This window comes from Lacimicrobium sp. SS2-24, assembly GCF_002201535.1.
Classification (GTDB): Bacteria; Pseudomonadota; Gammaproteobacteria; order Enterobacterales; family Alteromonadaceae; genus Lacimicrobium.
This window is the reverse complement of sequence record NZ_NIWW01000003.1, coordinates 401,594-422,669: the sequence shown is the minus strand read 5'-3', so window position 1 is coordinate 422,669 and position 21,076 is coordinate 401,594. Positions and strand designations below refer to the sequence as shown.

The window sequence follows — 21,076 nt, the reverse complement described above, 5'->3', positions numbered from 1 at the left end:
CGCAGTAAAAGGAAACCACGTTGTTATCAGATAGCGCGTCTTCAATTGAGCATAACAGTATGTCCGGGCTGGCCTATGTAGGCATCTTACTGGTCGCCATGATGGGCGCGGCTGTCACCATCCTGATGCCCCTGGTGGTGGGTGCCTTCAGTGACAGCGGATTGTTTAGCGAACAGCAGGTGGGCTTTCTGACCGCGGCCGATGTGGCGGGGATTCTTATCGCCAGTATGTCAGCCTTTTTCTGGGTCAGACGGGTTAACTGGCAACGGGGCATGCAAATCAGTCTGCTGCTGTTTATTCTGATGAATCTTCTGACCTTATTGACCAACGACTTTGCAATATTACTGGTTGTGCGTTTTCTGGCGGGACTGGGCTGCGGTATTGGCTATTCCATCGCCCTTGCGGCACTGGGTGACAGAGCCAATCCCGATAAAGCCTTTGGCGCCATGGTGACGGTGCAGGTGGTGTTTGGCACCATCGGCTTCTGGGTACTGCCTTATATTACGGCATCATACGGATACCAGGGGATGTTTCAGTTTTTCAATCTGTTCTTACTCTTGGCGCTGATGCTGATCAGCATCAGCAGTCCTGCCGATGAAAAACAACAAGGCGAAACATTGCCACCGCTGGGCCGTGTCTACCTGCCGGTGCTGTTGGTGTTTCTGGGGGTGGTGGCGTATTACTTTGCTCAGGGTACCGTCTGGGCGTACTTAGAACGTATCGGTGTGGCGGCCGGTCTGAGCGTGGCTGAAGTCGGGGCCATTCTGGGATGGGGCTTCGCCATCAGTGCCTGTGGCTCGGTACTGGCCGCCAAAGTGGTCGCGGTGCTGGGCCGTAACGCGTCCTTATGGTTAACTGCCGTGTTGCAACTGGCCTGCCTGTTGGCACTCTATGTGATGGCTGAGCCGCATATCTGGCTGATCTATGCACTCGCCACCGTCGTTTATCAGATTTTCTGGAGTTTTATTATTCCTATTATGATGGGCATTTTCAGCGATGCCGATAAGAGCGGTCGCCTGATTGTGTTTTGTGTCACAGCATTCAAGGTGGGACTGGTCATGGGGCCACCGGTTGCGGCGGCTGTGGTCAGTCATGTCGGTGTATTGCAGGTATTGTGGCTGGGCGCAGTAGCCATTGTCCTGAGTGTGGTATTGCTGCATTTAGCCAACAACCGGGCCCGTGAGGATCTGAACAAGGAGCATTTATGAGACACCTGGTATTGGTCATTGCGGCACTGTGCCTGGTCGCCTGCGCGCAGCAATCTGAGTTTAGCGAGGCGGTAACCACCACGATTGTGGATGACGGTAAGAACTATACCTTTGAAGCCGGAGAGGGACTGTATAAAGTCAGGTTTAACTACACTGGCGCGAACTGGACCCACGCCGATGTGGCTGCGATTCGTATCAATACAGATCAGCCGATTGCCATTTTGCCCCAGCAATATACCCAGCCTGGCAAGATGATGCCCGGCGCCACCGTTGAGGGGCGCAGTATTGGCAAATTGTGGAACCAGATTACTCAGCAGGAAATGGCCAGACGCCTGAGTGAAAAAGGCTTTTTTGTGCTCACACCCAGTATTCAGATGTACGGCGAGGATTTGAATGGTTATCAGGGTTTTGAACATTTTATTGCCGGTGTACACAAGGGTAACGAGCATGTGCAGACTATTCTGCTGACGGCTGACGCCCATATTGCGAATCAGCAGAACCCGCTGCCCGGTGCGCAGATGCTGGTTACCGGAACCAATCCGCGCAATCCGGCCTGGGAGGCACTGATTCAGAAGCACATAGCACCCTTTTATGAGCAGGTGGGGTTAGGCAACCGAGGCGCCCGTGTGCGCGGTGGTCATTCTGAGGTTGAGGGCTCATCTGCGGCCTGGCATCCGCTGATTGAGCGGGCCGCAGAATACGGTGCCACCGTGTCCATCATGGAAGTGAGCCGGGCCATTGATATTGTCGAAAAAGCGGGCTCCATGGAAAACGGCCGCCAGTGGGCTGCGCCCCTGTTCGATGCGATCGCCGGGGCAATGACGCAATGGGCCTGTGGCAAAGGCTACCCACTCCATGATTGTCAGTAGCGGCAATGTCGCCCGCCTGCTTTGTAGGCACTGTACCCGCGCACTTTTGCTGCTGAGTCTGGCGTGGATGCCTCTTTTGAGTAACGCCAGCGATCGCTTTGCGCCCCTTAACCTGCCGTTGGCGGACACCCGCACGGAACAGGGCACGCCCTCAGCGGCATACTGGCAGCAACAACTTGCCTATGAGATACAGGCCAAAGTGGATGCACAGAACGCCAGTCTCAGTGCTGCGGCAGTGCTGCATTATGTCAATCATTCACCGGATACCCTCACGCGGTTGTGGTTTGAACTGCCACAGCAGCGTTTTGCCGCGAACAGTCTGGCCAGAAAAACCTACCAGCTTGATCAGAGTGAAACCGGCGGAACCCGTAATTTTGTGGTGCGTTCGGAACAAGGGGAGGCATTGGCGCTGACCTGGCAGGATACTTTGGTGGCTGTGAATCTGGTCACACCGCTGAAGCCGGGACAAGGAGTGCAGCTTCACTTTGAGTGGGATCTGCAACTGGTATCCCGTGATCATCCCCTGATTCCGCGCAGTGGTTACGAGCGTATTGATGGAGAAAACCGCTTGCTGGCGTTTGCGCAGTGGTATCCCAGAGCCCTGCATTATGGTGACAATGGGTGGAATCTGCAGCCCTTTATTAAACACGCAGAATTCAGCCTGCAAAATGCCGATTTCACGGTCAGCATTGAGGCTCCTCCTGAGTATCTGCTGGTGGCCAGCGGCGACTGGCAAAGCCCGGCTAATAATCTGCCGCCTGAAGTGTACGAGCGCTATCAACAGGTCAGCCACAGCGAGAGCAAAAAAATACTTAGTGGTGATGATTGGCCCATTGCGAATCAGCAACCCTGGCAATATCGGGGCGAGCACTTGCGCGACTTTACTTTTGTGCTGGCTAAGAATGTGCACTGGCAAGCACGTAAGGTTCGCCATAAGCAGGGAGACATTCTGGTAAGTGCCCTGTTCCCGGATACCGGGCGCTGGCTGTGGCACCAGTATGGCCTTGAAGCCGGTGTGTTTGCCATCAGTGAGTTGACCTGGTGGCTGGGTGCACCAGCGGCCAGAAGTATTCACCTGGTTAACATCGCCGGATTGGGCATGGAATATCCCGGTCTTAAACTGGTTGGCTTTCGTGGCCCCGACGCGGCGATTAACGGTCCGCCACCGGATTACAGCCGTACCCAGAAATATGATGTGATTGGCGGTATTTTGCATGAAATCGCCCATGCCTGGATGCCAATGACCGTTAATACAGACGAGCGCGGCGAAGGTTTTTTCGATGAGGGCCTGACCAGCTTCTTGGCGTTCTGGCTGGAGCAGCGATGGAGTCACCATTTCCAGAGTTTCTACGGTGAACCGGTAAAGGTTGCCCCAGTCATGTCAGACCCGGATTACGCCGTGCCGGTCACCTTCGCCGAAGAACTCAGTAGTAAGCTGGATTCCCACTATCATGTGCCTGCGGTGGCGCTCAATATTTTGCGCGAAACCCTGCTGGGTCGTGACCAGTTTGACGCCATACTAACGGACTTTTTCGGTGCCTGGCGGGGCAAACTGGCAACATTCGGTGACTTTATCCGTTTTGTGGATGAGCGAAGCGAACAGGACCTGGCCTGGTTCTGGCGCGGCTGGTTTATGCAGCCGGGTTACGTGGACATGGCCATCGCCGAGGCGAGGATTCTGCTTCCGCAGTCCTGGAACCGGGCACAGAAACTGGCTTATGCACAGCGCTACCCCGAGCGACCAAGTCTGACCCGTCAGCGTAATCAGCACCCTACCCACGAGCAGCGACATGCAGAGCTCAGAGATGGTCATTCTGCGTTAAGTGATGAGATGGCCGCCCGGCTTGAGGGGCCCGTGACTGACGCGAGTCAACCGCACTTGCAACTGACACTGAACAATCTGGGCGGATTGCCAATGCCCGTGCCCATCAGACTCACGTATACGGATGGTTCGGAAGTTTTCCGGCTGTTCGATGTAACTATCTGGCAGCATCACCCAGATCAAGCCCTGATAAGCCTGCCCCTGAGCCCGGATAAGGTGCTGCAGTCGGTACACATGGATCCCTTCTATCAGATTGGTGATGCTGGCGGGCCGGGGCATGTGATCACTCAACCGGAGTTCTAAAATGCTTAAATCTTTGTACGCAGGGCTGGTGTTGTCACTGGCTATGATCAGCCAGGCCGCCGCCGGGGTTCCGTATTATTCTCAGCGCGACAACCTGCAACAACCCAATTCCACCTGCAGTATCACGTCGCTGGCCATGGTCACGGATTATTTTGGTATTACTGACCCACAGCAGTTGGGCCAGCGTACGCCAGATTATCTATACCAGCGCTTTGGCTTGTTACAGCAAGTGGCGGACTTGGCCGACGGGTTCAATACCCTGGCTGCTGAAGCGGGCAGTGAGCTGCGCGACCTGGCTCTGACCCGGGGCACTATCACTCAGCTTCGTAAGCTGGCAGCACAGGGCCAGCCCACCATCATTCATGGATGGTTTACCCCTCCGGGCCATATTCTGGTTGTGACAGGCTATGACGGTGACTATTACACCGTTCACGATCCTTTCGGTAAATGGAATTTGCAGAAATGGGGCAGCTATGACACTTCTGTCAGTGGTGAAAAGATCCGCTATCCGCGGGCGGAGTTTGAACACGCCATCAACGATAATGGCAGTGGTGATGACTTGTGGTTGCATGTGTTTGTCGCCGCAGGTTCGGACCCGACAAAAGAATAACAATGAGGCAAAATTGCCTGCATTTTAACCAAGAATATCAGCAACCTGTCTGATAGCGCTTTCTTAGCGCTACAATTTGTAATAAAATATTCCATTCAATCTGTTACATTTAACTAATTATTCATTGTTATCAGGGAATTACTATGGCCTTGTCGATTGAACAACTGGAAGCCTTTATGGCGGCCGTAGAAACAGGCAGTTTTTCCGGTGCTGCGCGCCGCCTGGGAAAAGCACAGTCGTCGGTAAGCGGACTGATCCATAAACTTGAAGATAAAACCGGTCTTAATCTTTTTGACCGTAGCCGCCGGGACCCTATCCTCACCGAAGACGGAAATGAATTACTCAGGGATATCAAAACCGTGCTCAATGCCCATCGTAAATTACAGATGCGCGTCTCCTCCTTACAAACTGAAACCAGTCAGTGCGGCTGAACCTTCTCTCCCGCACCAGCCAATAAGGTGGGCACCATCGTATCAAACGATGGGTAATCACTTTTCCTGTCGAAATATTACCCCCATAGTGGTGTTTATGTTGATGATTAGGAAAGCCCGCTATGCCATTTTCCAAGACTCTTTTTATCGTAGTTGTCAGCCTGCTGACACTGTTTCCAGTTGCTGGCCAGGCCGCAGAGCCCGGAAAGCAGATCCATCAGCACAGCCTGCAATGGCTAAATAAAACCTATCGCGTCGGCGAAGCCGAACAGTGTATGAACTGGACCCGGGAAGTGCTGAAAGTGGCCTGCGGCGAACAGTTTGCGACACTGGAAACCGCCAATCCCTGGGATAAGCACTTGCTTGGCGAAGGCGATAAGCTGTTACCTGAACATGCCGACTCCCTGGCCAGTGAAGAATTCGGTCAGCGTATTGATAGTATCGAGGGGTTACAGCCCGGTGATCTGGTGTTTCTGCACAACACTTATGGCAATTGGGCCGAAGGTGTTATCACCCATGTGGGCATTGCCACCGGTGAGGGGGAGTATATTCACCGCATGACTTCCAATAAAGGTGAGGTGCTGATCCAGCCTATCCCCGCGCAGTCCTTTAATGGTGCCATCCGTCTGGACAAGAAGTGGTGCCAGTAACGGCCGTTTAAGACCTACTCAGGTGTTGCCAGCGCCAGCGGTGGCTAAGCAGCATTGCCGCCACATACTGGCTACATAAAGAGTCTTGCTACAGTCACACCTGGCCGCTTCCATCTGACCCCATTGCTATCGTTTGTGCTGACGAACGACTTTAGTAACGTGGACAAAAAAGCCTTGGTGACCTGCCAGCGGGATCCCTATCTGAACAGTCCGTTGCAACCTAGTGCAACTTACAGGTGATTTAAAAGACAATGGCCTCGCCGTTCATGATTTTGATCAAAAACGGGGTTAGGCCCATCACGCCAATCAGCATCATTATGGTCAGTCCGCATAGTACGCCACCGGTAAGCAGCCTGAGTCTGCTGCCATCTTTTTTGTCTTTTTAGATTCTTTTGTAGGGTTTAATTAAAACCTCAGCCGGAATACAGAGGCATGCTGGTCACAGAACGGCGATTACGGCATCGGAAGATTATTTAGGTTTGCATCATTGTCGGGTGAATAGGATTGTGGCAAAAAGCAAGACCTGACCCTATGGATTTTAATGATTATGGGTGGGAATTTTTAGACTTAGCTCTTGATGTTGGCATGGGAGCATTACCCTTCATACATCCCGGTTTTCTAGTAGTGTCAGGTGCCTACTGGTTGGCTGATGAATATTATTATGATACGAATTTCGCCAAAGGTATTCTGAGTCCTGCAAGAAAGGAAGAGGAATTTGAATAAAGTGAAACTGTTCATCTCAGTAGTTTATTGCGTAGCTGAGGACATGTTAGAAACATTAACCAAGAGGGTCTTAGGAAACAGAACAATATTGTTTCTTACGACTTTTTTAGGAATCAATTTGATATGCCTACTGATGGTTATTGACCATTTGCTTTTTGGTTTTTTTGCTGAATATGCTGATGATGGCTTTATAGTAATTTTTATAGTGGCTCTTTTGGTGTTCTTTATACTCAATGCTTCTGTAGGCAGTGATGAGACTGATTCTGCGAGGAGATGGTATGACTCTCAAAGTAAGAAAAAAAAGAAAGTATTAAAGACTTTAGTTGCTGGATGGGCAGTATCATCGGTGCTAGTTTTTCTACCTTTAAGTGCATTGGTTATAGTCCAGTGACTATTTCTGAGTACATGGGTCAAGTACACGAGGTCAAGTCTTGCACCGTCAAAAAATAATAAAAATGATTATTAATCAAGATATTAAAGGTATAAAAATGCAAAGAATAATTACAGGGCTGTTGTTGTTAATGGCCAGTACACTGGCCTAAGCCAACGTCAAATGCCCGGATGCCAAGGTGCAGATGTTGTATCCAACCGAAGAGAAGACCTTTATCCAGTTGGAAGGCCAGAACTGGCAGGTGCTGGGCTTTGCAGGGGATGAAGATTTGCCTACAAAAATGGCCATTGCCCAGCGCGCCAAACAGCAAAGCCAGCCCGTAGAACTGACCTTCAACAACGGCCACGACAAAGAATGCCTGTCCCGCGATGACACGAGTGCAGTCATCAAAATCAAGGCCCGCAAAGAGAAGAAGAACCAAGGCTGATACCGGTTTTTTATTTTAAAAACGCCCATTTTTCCGGGCGTTTTTTGTGCCTGACCGGGCAATCCTTACCAGCACGGCGAGCAGCCTTTGCCAGTAGAAGCGATCACCGATGACCAGCGGGCCGGGCAGTAGGGGCCAGCGCCGCTATTTTAAACCTTTGGCAGTTGTAGTGCGACAAACTGGGTTCAAAGGAGGATAAATGAATGAAACAATTTTTGGCGATACCCTTTTTATTGTCAGTATCACTGACCGCCTGTTCCAGCCCGGAAATCGACTGTGGCGTGTTCCCATCTCAAGAGCAATCGCCTTACATCCTGCCTTATACAGCAGGCACAACACATTCCGTGTATGCGTCGACTGAACATTATCGTGCCTCAAATAATGGCGTCGGCACCTACGCAATCGATTTTATCATGCCGATTGGCACACAGGTGATTGCGGCCAGAGGCGGCAACGTGGTGAGTGTGCGGGAAGTCTTTGAAGACGGCAACAATACCGATCTCGAAGAAAACTACATTTTTATTCAACATGACGATGGTACGGTCGCAAGGTATTTTCACCTCACGCACAAGGGGGCGCTGGTGGAAGAAGGCGACAGGGTTAACAGGGGGGATATCATTGGCCTGAGTGGTAATACCGGTCAGAGTGGGGGGCCGCATTTGCATTTTGACGTGCAACAATGCGGGCCAAACTTGCCGCCCCACTATAATCGTTTACCCTGCGGACAAACGGTGCCGGTGACATTTCAAAATACCCAACCCCACGCGTGTGGATTGAAGGCGGGAGGCGAATACACCGCTCGGGCACCAGAATAATAGCGCTGCGATAACGCCGGTATCATCGGCTTTTTAGCTGAGGCACGGGGCAGATCTTGCGTTTTGCCCTTTTGGCTTTTTGTTTTAGGGTTAACTTCAAACCTCAGCCTGAATACAGAGGCATGCTGGTCGGGAAAGGGCGTTTAAGACGCTGAGTGAGTATTTAGGTTTGCACCATTGCCGGGAGAATAGGATAGTGGCCAAAAGCAAGACCTGAACCCATTCTGACCCATTTGTTTGCGGAGAGCCCGATGAAGAGCGAAACGTCTAAATATCGCCGAGATATGGGAACGCTTGGCGTTCTGTTTATCGTGGTCAACGGGCTCATCGGCGCCGGCATTTTTGGGCTACCCGAAGCGCTCCATGTTGCGGTCGGTTTCTTTGCACCCTGGTTACTGCTGATTGGCGGTCTGCTTGTTATGGCCATCGTTGTTTGCTTTGCCGAACTGACCAAACTGACCGATCGTTCGGGCGGACCGCAGCGCTATGTGGGCGATGCGTTTGGCGACTTCGCGGGTTTTATTGTCGGTTGGAACTTTTTTGCAGCGAGATTAATCAGTCAGGGGGCAAATGTACTGGTGCTGGTGGCCTATGCGGCTGCCTTGTGGCCCGTTGTGGGTGAGGGGGTGGCTAAGATCGCTCTGATTGTCAGTGTGCTGGGTGGGCTGACCTTTATCAATGTCATCGGCATAAAGCGGGTTGTGGCCGTACTGGGCGCGATGACCCTGTTTAAATTGTTACCCTTGTTGCTGCTGATGGCGATCGGGATTGGCTTTGCCGCGCATCCCCAGCCGCTGGTACTGCCCACATTCAGTGCCGTAGAGGGCGTTGCACTGGCCGCGCTATACGCATTTGTTGGCTTTGAAAACGCCACCATTCCGGCGGGAGAAACCTCGCAACCCCGGCGTGCCATGCCGCGTGCATTATTGTTGGGCCTTGCCCTGGTGACCCTGGTCTATTTTGGGCTGCAGTGGGCCTACAGTTACAGCGTGGTCGCGGGAACGGGCCCCGAGGCACCACTGATTGCACTGGCCGGTGAGTACGGCGGTGATGTGGGGGCGTTACTGATTGCCGCTACCATCGTCATCAGCGTACTTGCCAATCTCACCGCAGGACACACCTCGGCGAGCCGCATGCCACCGGCACTGGCCGATGACGGTTTGCTCCCCGCCTGGTTCGGGCGGGTATCGCGTTGGGGAACACCCGCCAACGCCATTGTCTTTTATGGGGCCGGGGCAATCCTGTTTGCGCTGTGGGATGATTTTCTGGCACTTGCCGCGGTAAGTACGCTGGCGAGGTTGCTGGCCTACGTGGCCTCGATTGTTGCCCTGCCGACACTGCGCCGTCGCGCCGGCATGGGCGCCCTTAACAAAACCATCATACTGGCAGCGCCTCTGGCGCTGGGCCTCAGTCTTTGGGCCGCCACCCAAACTAACGCCACACAATGGCAGACACTGGGCGGTTTTGCCCTGGTTGGCGCGCTGTTGTTCCTGATTGCGCGCAGGAATATTGCCAGCAGGAAAAAGGCGACCATGCTGCCATAACAGCCCCTTACTTTGATAAGGGGTGAACACACCGTGTCTTTTTAAACTCCCTGTGTGCCGTTACTCAGTACGATTCGTTTGTTGTTTGGCGCTGTTTAAGGCGTGAATGGCAAAGCTGCCCAGCCAATGGCTGCCTTCGTAGCTGTCGCCAATCAGGTTAGGGTAGGACTGGGCCATGTGCTGGTCAGCCAGCTTACGTAAATGCCGGTATTGTGGGTACTGACCTGAGAGGGCGTAAAGGTTCCAGGCACGGCTGAAGTTAAGACCATCCAGATGTACCAGTTTGCCGTCGCTGCGATCACTGACACGGGCGACGTCCAGCTTATATGTCGGGTCGGCCAGTTGCGGCATGAAGTCTTTTACCCAGGCAAGAAACGCGTCTTCGGGCAAAATGCGCTGCATCAGGCCGATTTCTTCCAGGCAGGGTGACAGAAAGTCATAACCGCTGGGCTCCCAGCTTATGGGGCAGTTTTTATCCTGTAAAAAATAGCTTTTCGCCCGTTCAGCAATGAGCTGTTGTAATGCGCTGTGTTGACGATTTACGGCGTAGTCATAGGCGAAACTCAGTCCGAAGGCGATATTGGTGTGCTCGCCGACCCGAATGGGGTAGAGCAGGCGCGGCAGAAAATCGACATAGCGCTTAACAATCACATCGGCCAGAGGTTGCAGGTTGGACGCCAGCTGCTGCGCCATCGGGTCCTGCCACTGGTGTAGTTCATCGGAGAGTTTAAGTAGCCACACCCAGCCGTAGGTGCGCTCGAAAGAGGCATTGATGTCTTTACTGAAAAACGCCACTTCACCGGCGACCTTGTCTGCACTCAGGTTACGCTGCAGAAGCGCTCTGACCTCATCCGCTTTGGCCAAATCCGGAAACTGGCGCAACAATGTCACCAGCGACCAGTAACCATGTACGGCACTGTGCCAGTCAAAACAGCCGTAAAAGATAGGATGGTGCACTGAAGGCTCTTTTAAGTCTTCGGCGCTGCCCAGAACGATGCCGGTTTTGTAAGGGTAAGGCGTTTCAACACAGTGCAATGGCAGAGAAACCAGTTTATTGGCCTCGGCCTCGCTCAGCGCCTGCCCGGCTGGTTCGACAGGGGTCTCTGCCTGGCTTTTGGCACTCAGGCAAAGTAGTAAAAGGGTGGCGATACATGTGCGGATAATCATCCTCAAGCCTTTTTAAAAAACGTCTCAGAAAGCAGATTAAAACATACTTGCAGGCGCGTTACCGCTACTGCGTTAGCCAGGGATGAGTAAAAACGCGGGTTAAGCGCGCTGGCGCACCGACTGCAGGTGCCATGGCGTTTAGAGTGTTGGCTATCGGTTAGCGCAACCTGCGCTTGCCGAGTTTACAACGAGGTATATATGAATAATCACAGTGAACAGAATCGTAACGAAAAAGTCGACAAGGCTAACCGAAGCGACATGGCGGATAAAATGGAACCAACGCCAATTAAAGCGGCACAGACTGTTCCATCCCCTGGGGCGAAAGTGAAGTGGCCACAGCAGGTCAAAGCCGCCAAAAGCCAATGGAGCAAACTCAGTGAATCTGAAATCCTGAAAAGTGACGGTAATCAGCAGCAATTGAGTGCGCTGGTACAGCAACGCTATCACATTGAACAGCATGTGGCTGACAAGCAAGTGAAAACGTTCCTGGAACAACAAAATAAGGCTTAATCCCTTAGATGCCGGAGGCTGATCGCGAGCCCCGGCTTTTTTTATCAGAGTAAGACACGATGAAAACATTAAATTTAAAGCTGTTATTACCGCTTGCGGTTTTACTGGCTCTTAGCAGTCCCCACAGCATGGCGAATAACAAGGTGTCAGAAAGTGACATTGCCAGTGCAGTGACCAATGCCAGACATGAAATGCAAATATGGACCACCTATGCGCTAAGTCCTTACCTGCGGGCTGGCGATCTCAGTGTTACCGCCCTGGATGGCAATATCACCCTGGTGGGTAAAGTGCAGGAAGCGCCTCATAAAGAGCTGGCCGAGGCCATTGCCGCAGGTGTCAGTGGCGTTAAAGATGTGGACAATCGCATCACAGTGGACGCGAACCTGCAGCAGCAGAAAGACAGTAATCCCCGAGGTTTTGGCGAGATTGTCGATGATGCCACCATTACCGCTGCAATCAAATCCAAACTGTTGTGGAACAAGCATACAGAGGGTATGGAAACATCCGTCGTTACCAAAGAGGGACAGGTTGAACTGAGTGGTACTGTGACCAGCGAGCAGGCCAGTCAACAAGCGGAAAAACTGGCCAGCAACACGCAAGGGGTGCGCTCGGTGCGCAACAGCCTGAAAATTACCGGATCGGCAGATGAAAAAAGTAACCCGAAAGATAACGAAAAAAGCACATTAATAGCCGACAGTTGGATCACGACCAAAGTGAAATCCACCTTGATGTACTCTTCTAACGTCTCGGGTTCGGATATTTCCGTGAATACCGACAAGGGCATCGTGACCCTCTCAGGGAAAGTCAGCAGTGGTATCGAGCACGCTTTAGCCGTCGAACTGGCACAGAATATCCGGGGTGTCAGAAGCGTCACCTTTGATTTGCTGACTCACTGAGTGGCTATTTCCACCTGCAAATGTCTGATAACGCACATTCATCACAACGCAATGCGCGTAACCTGATAGTTTTTTAAGGGGCGGGCTATGAAAGATTCTGTAGATATTAACCCTTTTCTGCTGCGCAGTACCCTGCGCAAGCTAAGAACGACAGAGCAAGACGCGCTGAACGGCAGTCAGGCACAGCATGATGGACTGAGTTGTGACGCAATGTTACTGCGCGACATACAGAGTCTGGAAAAAGCTCAGCTACAGCGGGAAAACCAACAATTATTACTGGCCCTGAAACAGGCCAGGGCGGAATTACAGCAACTGATGCTGAACAGTCAGTGTGATGCCCTGACCCAGACCCTTAATCGCAGTGTGATGCTGGATCGTATAAAGCAGGCTATCCGAATCGCAAAACGGGAGCGCGGGCTGTTTGCCTTATTGTTTATCGACCTGGATAACTTTAAACCGGTGAACGACCGCCACGGTCATGGTGCCGGAGATAAAGTCCTGCAGCAGGTCAGCGCGCGCCTGCGCTCTTCTATTCGCGAAAGTGATGCCATCAGCCGACATGGTGGTGATGAGTTTCTGTTACTGTTGAATAACACCAAGCACAAAGAAGATGCAGACCAGTTTGCCGCCAAGTTGTGTTGCCTGCTGGCGCAACCCTATCAGATAGACAAGACCATGGTAGAGGTGTCTGCCAGTATCGGTGTGGCGACCTTTCCGGCCGATGGGAAAAGTGCCGAAAAACTGATCAGCGTTGCTGATGCTGCCATGTACCAGGCCAAACGCCGGGCGACCCCCCCCCTCTAAGACTCTGTACAAACGACTCTGTATTCTGTTATGCGCGCCAGCGTACCGACAGGCTAGGGTGATGCGCTCATAGTAAGACAGGGCGCACTGTTTGTTGCCCGTACCATCAGGAGTCTTACATGAACACATTCATTGCCGTCCCTCTAACCAGGACACTTTTGCTGAGCAAAAAGCGATGCAAAGCACTCTTTATGATCATGGCCACGACGCTGCTGCTGGGTGGTTGCGCCAGCGCACTGAAGGCCCCAACAGCCGAAGTGGAGGCCGCCGAACGGGCGATCGGCAATGCCGAAAGGGCACAAACCACCCGTTATACCAGTACCGAACTCAATAATGCCCGCACCGAACTGGCCGCAGCCCGTAGCGCGGTGATTGCCCGGGATATGCAACAGGCGCGGCAGCTGGCATTGCAGGCACAGGCCAGTGCCGAACTGGCATTGGCGCGGGCTGAGCTGATCAAAGCCCAGGCCATCAATGAGAATATGCAACAGAGCATTGATGTCTTAAAACAGGAAGTTCAACGCAACCTTTCAGGAGTCAGACCATGAACCGTATTAATCCTTTTGCCAGAACACTGCTGAGTCTGAGCCTTGCCTCCCTTTTACTCGGTGGCTGTGCCAGTGCGCCGGGCACGCCAGAGGGCGCGCACGAGCTGCGTCAGCAGCTAACGCAGCTACAAAATGACCGACACCTGGCGGTATTGGCACCTCTGGCAATAAAAGAGGCTGAGCACGCGGTGCTGTTAGCCGAAAAACCGGAAAAAAATAAGCAGTTGGTGAGCCACCGCATGGCGATGGCAGAACGCAAGGTGGCGCTGGCCAGCACGGAGGCAAACACCCGTCTGTTAGAGTCGCAGCGCCAGGGACTGAATCAGCAACGTGATGACATCCGCCTGGATGCACGTAGTCTGGAGGCAGAGCGCGCCAGGGCCGATGCGATGTTAGCCCGGGAAGATGCAGAGCAGGCAATGTCCAGCGCTGCCCAAGCCCAGAAAGATGCCAAACTGGCGCGCAGAGACACCGACTCGGCCAGGGAGCAGGTCAGATTGTCGGCAAATCGCGAGCAAAGCGCCCGCTCAGATGCTCAAACCGCACGTCAACAGGCCGAGCACGCTGAGGCCGACGCCATTGCCTTGCGCTCACAGTTGGCTGAATTAAATGCCCGCCCCACCGACAGAGGGTTAGTCATCACCCTGGGGGATGTGCTCTTTGATAGCGGCAAATCCAGCCTTAAAGGTAACAGCAGCCATCTGGACAGATTGGCGACATTTCTGACCACGTACCCTGAGCGCATCGCACAGATTGAAGGACACACGGATGATGTGGGCAGTGAAGCCGCCAATATGCTGTTGTCGCAGCGCCGGGCGGACACCGTAAAAGACTTTTTGGTTGCCCGGGGGGTTGCAGACAGCCGTCTTAACACGTCCAGCAAAGGTGAGACTTCACCGCTAGTCAGTAATGCCACATCAGGTGGTCGGCAGCAAAACCGGCGGGTTGAAGTGATTATTGCTAACGCTGTGACCGTGGCAAAAAAAGGATAAGCGTGCTGGCGCACCGACAAGGCGCATTGCCACATAGATACTAAGAATAAGACAGGGATAACATTGTCCCTGTTACACACAAACGGAGTTACCATGGAAAATTCAAAAGAAACCAACGCTGCCAAAAAAGGCCTCAGCAGTGGCGTGGATGCGGCATCAAACAGCATTCACAATGCTATCAACAGTGCAGCCGAAGCCGGGTCCCCGGCAATCGAACAAATGACAGCCAGTGCCCATGATACGGTGGATAAAATGGCCAGTGGCGTTAACCATGCCGCCGAGGCGATGTCCAAAAAAGGGCAGCAGCTGAATCATCTGCAGCAGCAATTAACCGAGGGAACCCGTGAGCAGATACGCAGCCATCCACTGATGTCACTGGGTGTCGCAATGGCCACAGGTATGCTGTTTAGCTGGTGGTTAAGCCGTCGCAGCGGTGGACAACATGCCGAGTAATCCTGACGCTGCTCCTGACAATACGGGGGCGGCAGCTTCCGTATCGCCGGGCGCTGCTGCCGAGATGGTTCAGTGGTGGCAGCAAGTCAGAACCCTTGCCGGTGATCAACTGCAATTACTGACTCTTGAAGGTCAGCGGGTCGCCACCAGTATGGTCGCATTGGTGGTATGTGGTCTGCTAACCGGATTGCTGGCCCTCACCTTATGGTTTGGTGCGTTGGCGCAGGTGATCATACTGGCCCAATACAGTCAGCTCTCTATGGCTCAGGCGGTAGGGCTGGCAATGGTGATTAACCTCTCAGGCCTGTGGTTTGTGCTGCGGCGCTGCCGCTACTACAGCAGTTTGCTTCGTTTTCCGGCTACCATGCAAAGTCTGCGTGTGTTTAATCAGACCGATGGCAACGGGGCGCAATAAGATGTCCTCTTTGCAATTGAATCAACACATAGCGGAACTGGCAGCGCAACTTCCGCAACAACGACATCAGTTAGTCAAACAGACCCGCACTCTCGGGGCGTCGTTGCAGCGCCAGCTGAGTTCTCCGGCGTCATTGCTGTTGGCTGCCTGCAGCGGGGCCGCGCTCGGCAGTTATCTTTTTGGTCACCACAAGGATGCATCGGGCAACCTCATCAGAAAACGCTTGTATGCTGTTGGGGCCAGGTTGCGCAGGCAACTATGGCAAGGGTTTATGGCGTATTGGTTGAGAACGACTGTCTGAGCAACGCCCCGGTTGATGGGATCCCCAGTATATTTCGGTAGTCATCCAGACCCGCTCCATAGCATTCGCAGCTCATTTGTCGGAGTGCTTCGTGGTCGAGAATATGCACCATGCCCCTGTTGTAGCGGATCAGATGCTGTTTTTGCAGTTTGCCGGCGGCCACCGTCACACCACTGCGGCGAACACCCAGCATACCGGCCAGAAACTGATGGGTCAGATAAAACTCATCGCACTGCGTGCGGTCATCGCTCATCAGGTACCAACGCGCCAGACGCTGTGGCAACTCGTGGAAATGCCCGCAGGCAGCGCTCTGAGACAACTGACGAAATTGCAGGAACAGATATTGTTGCAGTGTACGTCGAAGCTGAACACATTCTTCTAACAGGGTTTGCAGGGCCTCAGGGCGAATGCGCCAGGCCGAGCCTTTACCCTGCACTATGGCTTGCATGGGAGCGGTTTCAATCCCTAAAACCAGGCTGGCACCCAGCATGCCCTCGTTGCCCATCAGGCACATTTCCAGAGGGATATGACCACTCAACGGGGCGAGCAGGGAGACAAAGCCGTGCAAAGGAAAATACAGGTAAGGATAAGGCTGACCCGGTTCACAGAGTATCTGGCCAAACTGCATGTCGACGACCTCACACTGCAACAACAGCTGATGCTGCTCGTCAGCCGGTAACAGTTGTACCAGTCGGTTGGTGATCTTCGCGGGTGCTGTAACAGACATGGGCTAAACCTTTCGCACTGGTGTCGCCAGATTGGCGCAAGACGGGTACGTGTCAGCCTTGAAACACGAGTATGCCTGTTATAAGAGTGCGGGTCTGTGCGTTACAGCACCGATCAGGTGCATTACCGGGATAATGGCAGCAGACGGTCCGTTTCGCGCTTAACCACGCCGTAGCATTCGCAGCTGAGCTTCTCGAGCTTAGCCCTGTCGGTAACAATGATATGACCGCGACTGTAGTCAATGACCTGGAGTTTGTGCAGATTACCCGCCGCCTCGGTGACCCCCTCACGGCGCACACCAAGCATGTTGGCAATGAGTTCCTGTGTCATGACCAGGTGATTATCTTTTAAGCGGTCCAGTGACAGTAACAGCCAGCGGCAAAGTTGCTGTTGGATACTGTGATGGCGATTACACACAGCGGTCTGCGCCATTTGTGTGATCAGCGCCTGAGAGTAGCGCAGCATTATAGACAGCAGGTCCCCATGACGGTTAAATTCTGCCTTCATGCGCTGCCCTAACAGCCGGTACGCAAAACCAGAGCTTTGTACGATGGCGCGGCTGGTGGTGCTCTCGCCGCCCAGTAACAGGGCAACGCCAATCATGCCATCGTGGCCAACCACGGATATTTCCGCAGAGGCGCCACTTTCCATTACATACAGCAGAGAAACAATGCAGTCGGCGGGGAAATACACATAGCGCAGCACATCTCCGGATTCATAAAGTACCTTTCCCAGCGGCATTTCAACGAGTTCCAGGTGGGGGAACAGCCTCTGTTGTGCGTCACTGGGTAGCGCCCTGAGTAACTGATTTTCGGTCGGCTTATGAAGCCGGGCGTCAACACCTTGTTTTAATGCCAGTTCGGACATCGCTATATCTTTATAAATGAGTACAGTACTTGGCAGTATAACGCAGTAATGCCTGCACTATTGTACGCTAGCGAACATTAAGCGCGGTGCGACATTATTTCACGCGCATCACGTTTTTTACCGATTTCACTCCGGTAACCTTGCCGGCAACGAGTACCGCGGTGTCAATGTCTTCTGCTGAGTTCACAAAGCCGCTGAGCTGTACAATGCCCTTGAAGGTTTCAACGTTGATTTCGCCGGATTTCAGTGAGGCATTGTTGAACAGGGCGGCTTTGACTTTGGTGGTGATGACGGTGTCGTCCATATACTCACCGGTACTTTCACGGCTATCGGTTGCACCGCAGCCCAGCAGAGTCAGGCTGAACAGGCTAAATATAAAGAGGGCGTAAATGTTGCGAGTTTTCATGATGGTTTGTGTACAGGTTGATGAAGGGAATACGCAGTGTATGTCCCCGAGTCTTTTAGTTCTGTGCGCCAGCGCACCATAGAAATTATTTTGAGTTGTGTGAGCAAACGTACATACAGTGTGTTTACTGTCGGACATAGTGAGTGTTCTATTATGGTTGACAGGCAGAAACCTATGTTGGAAACAATCATTGTTGTACTGATTATTTTGTGGGGATTAGGGCTGGTATCGTCTTACACAATGGGCGGTTTTATCCACCTGTTGCTGGTGCTGGCATTAATCGTGGTAGCGGTAAGACTGATAAGAGGGCGCAGTATCTGAATCGCGGCATTATTAACCCTCAACATTGCTCTTCAAAAAAGCTCACACACAAAAAAGCCGCATACAGCGGCTTTTTTACTCGTAAGATCTGCGCCCTTGACTTAATTTAGCCCGGGCAAGTAGGTGTGTACCGGTGTCGGGATGGCACGCATCACCAGTTCACGCACCTGATGCCAGAAGGCTGAGAGCAGCAGTAACGCACTCCCCAGACAGATACCGGTGAGGGCAAAGTTCAGTTCCACCATGCCATAGGTATCAAACAGACTCGACAGGGCGTACAGCACATATCCCAGTGACGATACCATCAGGGCTCTGCGGTCGATAATGATAGATACCAGAGCCAGCAGCAGATATACCGCCATTACCACCAGCATACTGCTGAAGTCTGCACCGCCATCGAGGATGCCTAAGGCAGCGAACAATGGATGCACCAGCATAGGCGCAGCCAGCAGATGCAGCCAGAACGCCACATCAGAGCGACGGGTAACGCGGGCTTTATCTGAGGCATCCCAGTACATGGCCAGACTAAAGGCCACTAATCCGCCGACAAAAATCATTTCTTCGACCCAGCTGTGTACTATCAGCCACTGACTCATGACCAGCCCCAATACAGCCAGCACACAGGCCGCATAGGCTGCAGCGACGGTGATCGGAACACGAAAGCGGCGCCAGTGCAGCCAGCCACCGAGTGCCGCTAACAGCCCTGACAGCGCAAAGACTTCAGGGTGGGGGTCGTTCACAAAGAGCAGTGGCGCGGCAATTAAGCCACCCAGATAGCTCAGCAACAAGCCGATGGCGGGCAGTGCCATATTGCGTCGGCGTACAAAAAACTCTGCCAGTCCCCAGGACAGGGCCGAGAAGGCTAATGCGCCTAAGAAACTGCCGCTGTATTGCGTTAACCAGCCAACAGAGCTCAATAACAGGGCACAGGCGATAACCACAAAAATATCGTTAAAGCCGGCGATCAGCCGGAAATTTTCCTGATCCTGACGCAATTGATGTTGTTGTTCATTGATAAACTGACGGAACTGCTGCACGGACTGCTCGCTGAGTACCCCGTGTTGGCTTGCCTGTTCAAGGTCTTCATCGGTATACATGGTGGTATCCTTGTTATTGTGTGACGTTTGCCAGATAGTTTTAGCAATTCCCGGGCCATTAAATAATTGTTTAAAAACAAGAAGTTAAAAAACACCTGCGGTAAGCAGTTAGTGGTTTGCACCAATCCGTGTAAAAACTGGCCAATTCAATGAGTGACACGTAATAATTTCACACAGACATCATTTGAATGACTAAATAATTTGTCGGTGATAATGAATGCACCATCGTAAAAGGCTATAGTTTTAAATGTGAGAGTGCATACAAAGGTGTATGTAAAGCGTGAGTCTGAGATTAAGATGAAAGGGTTGCTGGTGGTGCTTTGGTTTTGCTGTTTTGCCGTCTGTGCTGAGCAGATCCTGTGGTTGCGGCCTGATTTTCCGCCGGGCACCTTTGTGGAAGGGCCGCTGAAGGATAAAGGCTACAATGATCTGACCCGTCAGTTTATCACCGAGCGTCTGCCGCAGTTTGAGCATGCAGTGCAAACCGCAGGCTATGAACGTATTGTAAAACTGATGGCAACCCACAATGTCTGCATCGTGGGGCTGTATAAATCGGAGCAGCGTGAACAGTTTATTCTTTACTCAGAGCCAAGAGGGGTGGTGCTCCCCAACGGTCTGATCATCAGAGAAGTGGATCGTCACAAGTTCACGCCTTATCTCAGTGAACGAGGCATTGTTCTGTCAACGTTGATGAAAAACTCCAATTTATTGGGCGGTGTGGCGGACGGAAGGCTGTACAAGGGCCCCATAGACAGTGAACTTGCACGCTACCAGCAGGCCGAGCATGTACTCAAACGTTCTGGAGCAAATGTGTTTTCTGACTTGCTCAAGATGCTCGATTTAAAACGGATTGACTATACCTTTGGCTTTCCCGTTGAGCTGAAATATCAGCAGCGCCTCGGAAATATCAGCACTGACATGCGCTTTATTCCCGTGGCCGGCATGCCAGAGGCCACACCCAGTTACATTGCCTGTTCGCGCAATGCCTGGGGCGAAAACGTTATCGCCCATATCAATACCCTGTTGCAAACGCATCGTTTGTCTGCCGACTATCTGGCGACCTATCAGAGCTGGCTGGATGCCGACAGTCGCCGATTGCATCAGAAAATCTCAGAGCAGCGCTTTGCCCAGCACCCCTCTCTTTGATGCTTTGACGCCTTCTGCTGTGTATTGCCTGATACACGTTTAGCAAATTGACCGCCACTTGCAGGCATCACAGGGTTATTCGCTGTATAATCGGCACTGTTTATTTGGGTGAGTTGGTGAATTGGGCCGGCGTCATGGCCCCGCCAGACAACGTAGGGAAAGAATATGGTCAGTCAAAATCCAGTGCATGTCATTTGCGCTTCCTGTCATAAACAGAATCGTATTCCGGCGTCTAAACTTGCGCAGCAGCCCCTTTGCGGTCATTGTCGGCAATTACTTGTTAGTGGTAAGCCGGTCAATCTGAATGACAATCAGTTTCAGCGCTGGCTGGATAAGTCAGACCTACCGTTGCTGGTGGATTTCTGGGCGCCCTGGTGTGGCCCGTGCTTACAATTTGCACCGGTTTTCGAGCAGACCGCACTCACTATGGCCACCCGTTGTCAGTTTGTAAAAGTGGATACTCAGGCCAATCAGCTTACGGCCAGTCGCTGCCAGATTCGCTCTATCCCCACGCTGGTCCTGTTTTATCGTGCACAGGAGGTGGCCAGAGTATCGGGGGCCTTGCCCGGCTCACAACTAAGTCATTGGTTAGCACAACAATTATCTGGTTTGAGGGCATAAATGGATGGCGGGT

General features: G+C 52.5%; 27 protein-coding genes. 22 read left to right on the top strand and 5 right to left on the bottom strand.

What is annotated here, in order from left to right; all coding sequences use genetic code 11:
- The first annotated feature begins 20 nt into the window (after positions 1-20).
- From CCY32_RS07950 to CCY32_RS07900, 11 genes are all read left to right on the top strand, one after another.
- The gene (locus tag CCY32_RS07950) at positions 21-1,208 is read left to right on the top strand and encodes an MFS transporter (RefSeq protein ID WP_088330059.1); all 1,188 of its coding nucleotides are present in this window, start codon (positions 21-23) and stop codon (positions 1,206-1,208) included.
- Entirely contained in the window at positions 1,205-2,077 is an 873-nt protein-coding gene (locus CCY32_RS07945; protein WP_088330058.1) for a hypothetical protein, read from the top strand. Before CCY32_RS07950 ends, CCY32_RS07945 begins: the two co-directional genes overlap by 4 nt.
- Positions 2,043-4,202, top strand: a complete 2,160-nt coding sequence (locus tag CCY32_RS07940; protein ID WP_141096198.1) for a M1 family metallopeptidase — start codon at positions 2,043-2,045, stop codon at positions 4,200-4,202. Before CCY32_RS07945 ends, CCY32_RS07940 begins: the two co-directional genes overlap by 35 nt.
- 1 nt (position 4,203) lies before the next feature.
- Positions 4,204-4,812 carry a C39 family peptidase gene (locus CCY32_RS07935; protein WP_088330056.1) on the top strand — a complete coding sequence of 203 codons (609 nt, stop codon included), beginning with the start codon at positions 4,204-4,206 and terminating at the stop codon, positions 4,810-4,812.
- 143 nt (positions 4,813-4,955) lie between these two features.
- Positions 4,956-5,243, top strand: coding sequence for a LysR family transcriptional regulator (locus tag CCY32_RS07930; RefSeq protein ID WP_088330055.1), 288 nt, complete (start codon positions 4,956-4,958; stop codon positions 5,241-5,243).
- Between the two features lie 122 nt (positions 5,244-5,365).
- Positions 5,366-5,893 (top strand): NlpC/P60 family protein, encoded by a 528-nt coding sequence (locus CCY32_RS07925; protein ID WP_088330054.1) that lies wholly within the window; start codon positions 5,366-5,368, stop codon positions 5,891-5,893.
- A gap of 504 nt (positions 5,894-6,397) precedes the next feature.
- Positions 6,398-6,616 carry a hypothetical protein gene (locus CCY32_RS07920; RefSeq protein WP_141096197.1) on the top strand — a complete coding sequence of 73 codons (219 nt, stop codon included), beginning with the start codon at positions 6,398-6,400 and terminating at the stop codon, positions 6,614-6,616.
- 43 nt (positions 6,617-6,659) lie between these two features.
- Positions 6,660-7,007, top strand: a complete 348-nt coding sequence (locus tag CCY32_RS07915; RefSeq protein WP_168171454.1) for a hypothetical protein — start codon at positions 6,660-6,662, stop codon at positions 7,005-7,007.
- 178 nt (positions 7,008-7,185) lie between these two features.
- Positions 7,186-7,434: a hypothetical protein gene (locus tag CCY32_RS07910; protein ID WP_168171453.1), complete on the top strand. Its 249-nt coding sequence runs from the start codon at positions 7,186-7,188 to the stop codon at positions 7,432-7,434.
- A 203-nt stretch (positions 7,435-7,637) separates the two neighbouring features.
- Positions 7,638-8,249, top strand: a complete 612-nt coding sequence (locus CCY32_RS07905) for a M23 family metallopeptidase (protein ID WP_088330050.1) — start codon at positions 7,638-7,640, stop codon at positions 8,247-8,249.
- A 251-nt stretch (positions 8,250-8,500) separates the two neighbouring features.
- Positions 8,501-9,793: an APC family permease gene (locus CCY32_RS07900; protein WP_088330049.1), complete on the top strand. Its 1,293-nt coding sequence runs from the start codon at positions 8,501-8,503 to the stop codon at positions 9,791-9,793.
- Between the two features lie 60 nt (positions 9,794-9,853).
- Here the strand turns inward: CCY32_RS07900 and CCY32_RS07895 are convergent, their stop codons facing one another.
- Entirely contained in the window at positions 9,854-10,960 is a 1,107-nt protein-coding gene (locus CCY32_RS07895) for a DUF2891 domain-containing protein (RefSeq protein ID WP_088330048.1), read from the bottom strand.
- A gap of 198 nt (positions 10,961-11,158) precedes the next feature.
- On the opposite strand from CCY32_RS07895, the gene CCY32_RS07890 reads away from it, so the two are divergent.
- From CCY32_RS07890 to CCY32_RS17095, 8 genes are all read left to right on the top strand, one after another.
- A complete protein-coding gene (locus tag CCY32_RS07890) occupies positions 11,159-11,470 on the top strand; it encodes a hypothetical protein (protein ID WP_210401703.1) in 312 nt (103 codons plus the stop codon).
- 59 nt (positions 11,471-11,529) lie between these two features.
- Entirely contained in the window at positions 11,530-12,366 is an 837-nt protein-coding gene (locus CCY32_RS07885; protein WP_088330047.1) for a BON domain-containing protein, read from the top strand.
- Positions 12,367-12,453: 87 nt separating this feature from the next.
- Positions 12,454-13,170, top strand: a complete 717-nt coding sequence (locus CCY32_RS07880; RefSeq protein ID WP_088330046.1) for a GGDEF domain-containing protein — start codon at positions 12,454-12,456, stop codon at positions 13,168-13,170.
- Positions 13,171-13,289: 119 nt separating this feature from the next.
- Positions 13,290-13,718, top strand: a complete 429-nt coding sequence (locus tag CCY32_RS07875; RefSeq protein ID WP_210401702.1) for a DUF4398 domain-containing protein — start codon at positions 13,290-13,292, stop codon at positions 13,716-13,718.
- Positions 13,715-14,710: an OmpA family protein gene (locus CCY32_RS07870; protein WP_088330045.1), complete on the top strand. Its 996-nt coding sequence runs from the start codon at positions 13,715-13,717 to the stop codon at positions 14,708-14,710. Before CCY32_RS07875 ends, CCY32_RS07870 begins: the two co-directional genes overlap by 4 nt.
- 93 nt (positions 14,711-14,803) lie before the next feature.
- A complete protein-coding gene (locus CCY32_RS07865; RefSeq protein WP_210401701.1) occupies positions 14,804-15,163 on the top strand; it encodes a hypothetical protein in 360 nt (119 codons plus the stop codon).
- Positions 15,153-15,578 (top strand): hypothetical protein, encoded by a 426-nt coding sequence (locus CCY32_RS07860; protein ID WP_088330044.1) that lies wholly within the window; start codon positions 15,153-15,155, stop codon positions 15,576-15,578. Before CCY32_RS07865 ends, CCY32_RS07860 begins: the two co-directional genes overlap by 11 nt.
- Before the next feature lies 1 nt (position 15,579).
- The gene (locus CCY32_RS17095) at positions 15,580-15,879 is read left to right on the top strand and encodes a hypothetical protein (protein ID WP_141096196.1); all 300 of its coding nucleotides are present in this window, start codon (positions 15,580-15,582) and stop codon (positions 15,877-15,879) included.
- Here the strand turns inward: CCY32_RS17095 and CCY32_RS07855 are convergent.
- The 3 genes from CCY32_RS07855 to CCY32_RS07845 form a co-directional block, all read right to left on the bottom strand.
- Complete coding sequence (locus CCY32_RS07855) at positions 15,848-16,606, bottom strand: Crp/Fnr family transcriptional regulator (RefSeq protein WP_088330043.1); 759 nt, start codon at positions 16,604-16,606, stop codon at positions 15,848-15,850. The genes CCY32_RS17095 and CCY32_RS07855 overlap by 32 nt on opposite strands.
- Positions 16,607-16,728: 122 nt before the next feature.
- The gene (locus CCY32_RS07850) at positions 16,729-17,472 is read right to left on the bottom strand and encodes a Crp/Fnr family transcriptional regulator (RefSeq protein WP_088330042.1); all 744 of its coding nucleotides are present in this window, start codon (positions 17,470-17,472) and stop codon (positions 16,729-16,731) included.
- Positions 17,473-17,566: 94 nt separating this feature from the next.
- The gene (locus tag CCY32_RS07845) at positions 17,567-17,878 is read right to left on the bottom strand and encodes a BON domain-containing protein (RefSeq protein ID WP_088330041.1); all 312 of its coding nucleotides are present in this window, start codon (positions 17,876-17,878) and stop codon (positions 17,567-17,569) included.
- A 174-nt stretch (positions 17,879-18,052) separates the two neighbouring features.
- Here CCY32_RS07845 and CCY32_RS17090 point away from each other — a divergent pair, with 174 nt between their 5' ends.
- Complete coding sequence (locus tag CCY32_RS17090) at positions 18,053-18,199, top strand: lmo0937 family membrane protein (protein ID WP_141096195.1); 147 nt, start codon at positions 18,053-18,055, stop codon at positions 18,197-18,199.
- Positions 18,200-18,300: 101 nt separating this feature from the next.
- Here the strand turns inward: CCY32_RS17090 and CCY32_RS07840 are convergent, their stop codons facing one another.
- Positions 18,301-19,296 (bottom strand): hypothetical protein, encoded by a 996-nt coding sequence (locus tag CCY32_RS07840; RefSeq protein ID WP_088330040.1) that lies wholly within the window; start codon positions 19,294-19,296, stop codon positions 18,301-18,303.
- Positions 19,297-19,593: 297 nt separating this feature from the next.
- Here CCY32_RS07840 and CCY32_RS07835 point away from each other — a divergent pair, with 297 nt between their 5' ends.
- Both CCY32_RS07835 and trxC read left to right on the top strand, forming a co-directional pair.
- Entirely contained in the window at positions 19,594-20,442 is an 849-nt protein-coding gene (locus CCY32_RS07835; RefSeq protein WP_088330039.1) for a TIGR02285 family protein, read from the top strand.
- Between the two features lie 165 nt (positions 20,443-20,607).
- Entirely contained in the window at positions 20,608-21,063 is a 456-nt protein-coding gene (gene trxC / locus CCY32_RS07830; protein ID WP_088330038.1) for a thioredoxin TrxC, read from the top strand.
- Positions 21,064-21,076 lie beyond the last annotated feature (13 nt).

What these genes read in the sequence shown, in the direction of transcription:
- CCY32_RS07945 (WP_088330058.1), top strand. Translation starts at nt 1,205, where the DNA reads ATGAGACACCTGGTATTGGTCATTGCGGCACTGTGCCTGGTCGCCTGC.
- CCY32_RS07935 (WP_088330056.1), top strand. Translation starts at nt 4,204, where the DNA reads ATGCTTAAATCTTTGTACGCAGGGCTGGTGTTGTCACTGGCTATGATC.
- CCY32_RS07930 (WP_088330055.1), top strand. Translation starts at nt 4,956, where the DNA reads ATGGCCTTGTCGATTGAACAACTGGAAGCCTTTATGGCGGCCGTAGAA.
- CCY32_RS07925 (WP_088330054.1), top strand. Translation starts at nt 5,366, where the DNA reads ATGCCATTTTCCAAGACTCTTTTTATCGTAGTTGTCAGCCTGCTGACA.
- CCY32_RS07915 (WP_168171454.1), top strand. Translation starts at nt 6,660, where the DNA reads ATGTTAGAAACATTAACCAAGAGGGTCTTAGGAAACAGAACAATATTG.
- CCY32_RS07905 (WP_088330050.1), top strand. Translation starts at nt 7,638, where the DNA reads ATGAAACAATTTTTGGCGATACCCTTTTTATTGTCAGTATCACTGACC.
- CCY32_RS07900 (WP_088330049.1), top strand. Translation starts at nt 8,501, where the DNA reads ATGAAGAGCGAAACGTCTAAATATCGCCGAGATATGGGAACGCTTGGC.
- CCY32_RS07895 (WP_088330048.1), bottom strand. Translation starts at nt 10,960, where the DNA reads ATGATTATCCGCACATGTATCGCCACCCTTTTACTACTTTGCCTGAGT.
- CCY32_RS07890 (WP_210401703.1), top strand. Translation starts at nt 11,159, where the DNA reads ATGAATAATCACAGTGAACAGAATCGTAACGAAAAAGTCGACAAGGCT.
- CCY32_RS07885 (WP_088330047.1), top strand. Translation starts at nt 11,530, where the DNA reads ATGAAAACATTAAATTTAAAGCTGTTATTACCGCTTGCGGTTTTACTG.
- CCY32_RS07880 (WP_088330046.1), top strand. Translation starts at nt 12,454, where the DNA reads ATGAAAGATTCTGTAGATATTAACCCTTTTCTGCTGCGCAGTACCCTG.
- CCY32_RS07875 (WP_210401702.1), top strand. Translation starts at nt 13,290, where the DNA reads ATGAACACATTCATTGCCGTCCCTCTAACCAGGACACTTTTGCTGAGC.
- CCY32_RS07870 (WP_088330045.1), top strand. Translation starts at nt 13,715, where the DNA reads ATGAACCGTATTAATCCTTTTGCCAGAACACTGCTGAGTCTGAGCCTT.
- CCY32_RS07865 (WP_210401701.1), top strand. Translation starts at nt 14,804, where the DNA reads ATGGAAAATTCAAAAGAAACCAACGCTGCCAAAAAAGGCCTCAGCAGT.
- CCY32_RS07860 (WP_088330044.1), top strand. Translation starts at nt 15,153, where the DNA reads ATGCCGAGTAATCCTGACGCTGCTCCTGACAATACGGGGGCGGCAGCT.
- CCY32_RS17095 (WP_141096196.1), top strand. Translation starts at nt 15,580, where the DNA reads ATGTCCTCTTTGCAATTGAATCAACACATAGCGGAACTGGCAGCGCAA.
- CCY32_RS07855 (WP_088330043.1), bottom strand. Translation starts at nt 16,606, where the DNA reads ATGTCTGTTACAGCACCCGCGAAGATCACCAACCGACTGGTACAACTG.
- CCY32_RS07850 (WP_088330042.1), bottom strand. Translation starts at nt 17,472, where the DNA reads ATGTCCGAACTGGCATTAAAACAAGGTGTTGACGCCCGGCTTCATAAG.
- CCY32_RS07845 (WP_088330041.1), bottom strand. Translation starts at nt 17,878, where the DNA reads ATGAAAACTCGCAACATTTACGCCCTCTTTATATTTAGCCTGTTCAGC.
- CCY32_RS17090 (WP_141096195.1), top strand. Translation starts at nt 18,053, where the DNA reads ATGTTGGAAACAATCATTGTTGTACTGATTATTTTGTGGGGATTAGGG.
- CCY32_RS07840 (WP_088330040.1), bottom strand. Translation starts at nt 19,296, where the DNA reads ATGTATACCGATGAAGACCTTGAACAGGCAAGCCAACACGGGGTACTC.
- CCY32_RS07835 (WP_088330039.1), top strand. Translation starts at nt 19,594, where the DNA reads ATGAAAGGGTTGCTGGTGGTGCTTTGGTTTTGCTGTTTTGCCGTCTGT.
- trxC (WP_088330038.1), top strand. Translation starts at nt 20,608, where the DNA reads ATGGTCAGTCAAAATCCAGTGCATGTCATTTGCGCTTCCTGTCATAAA.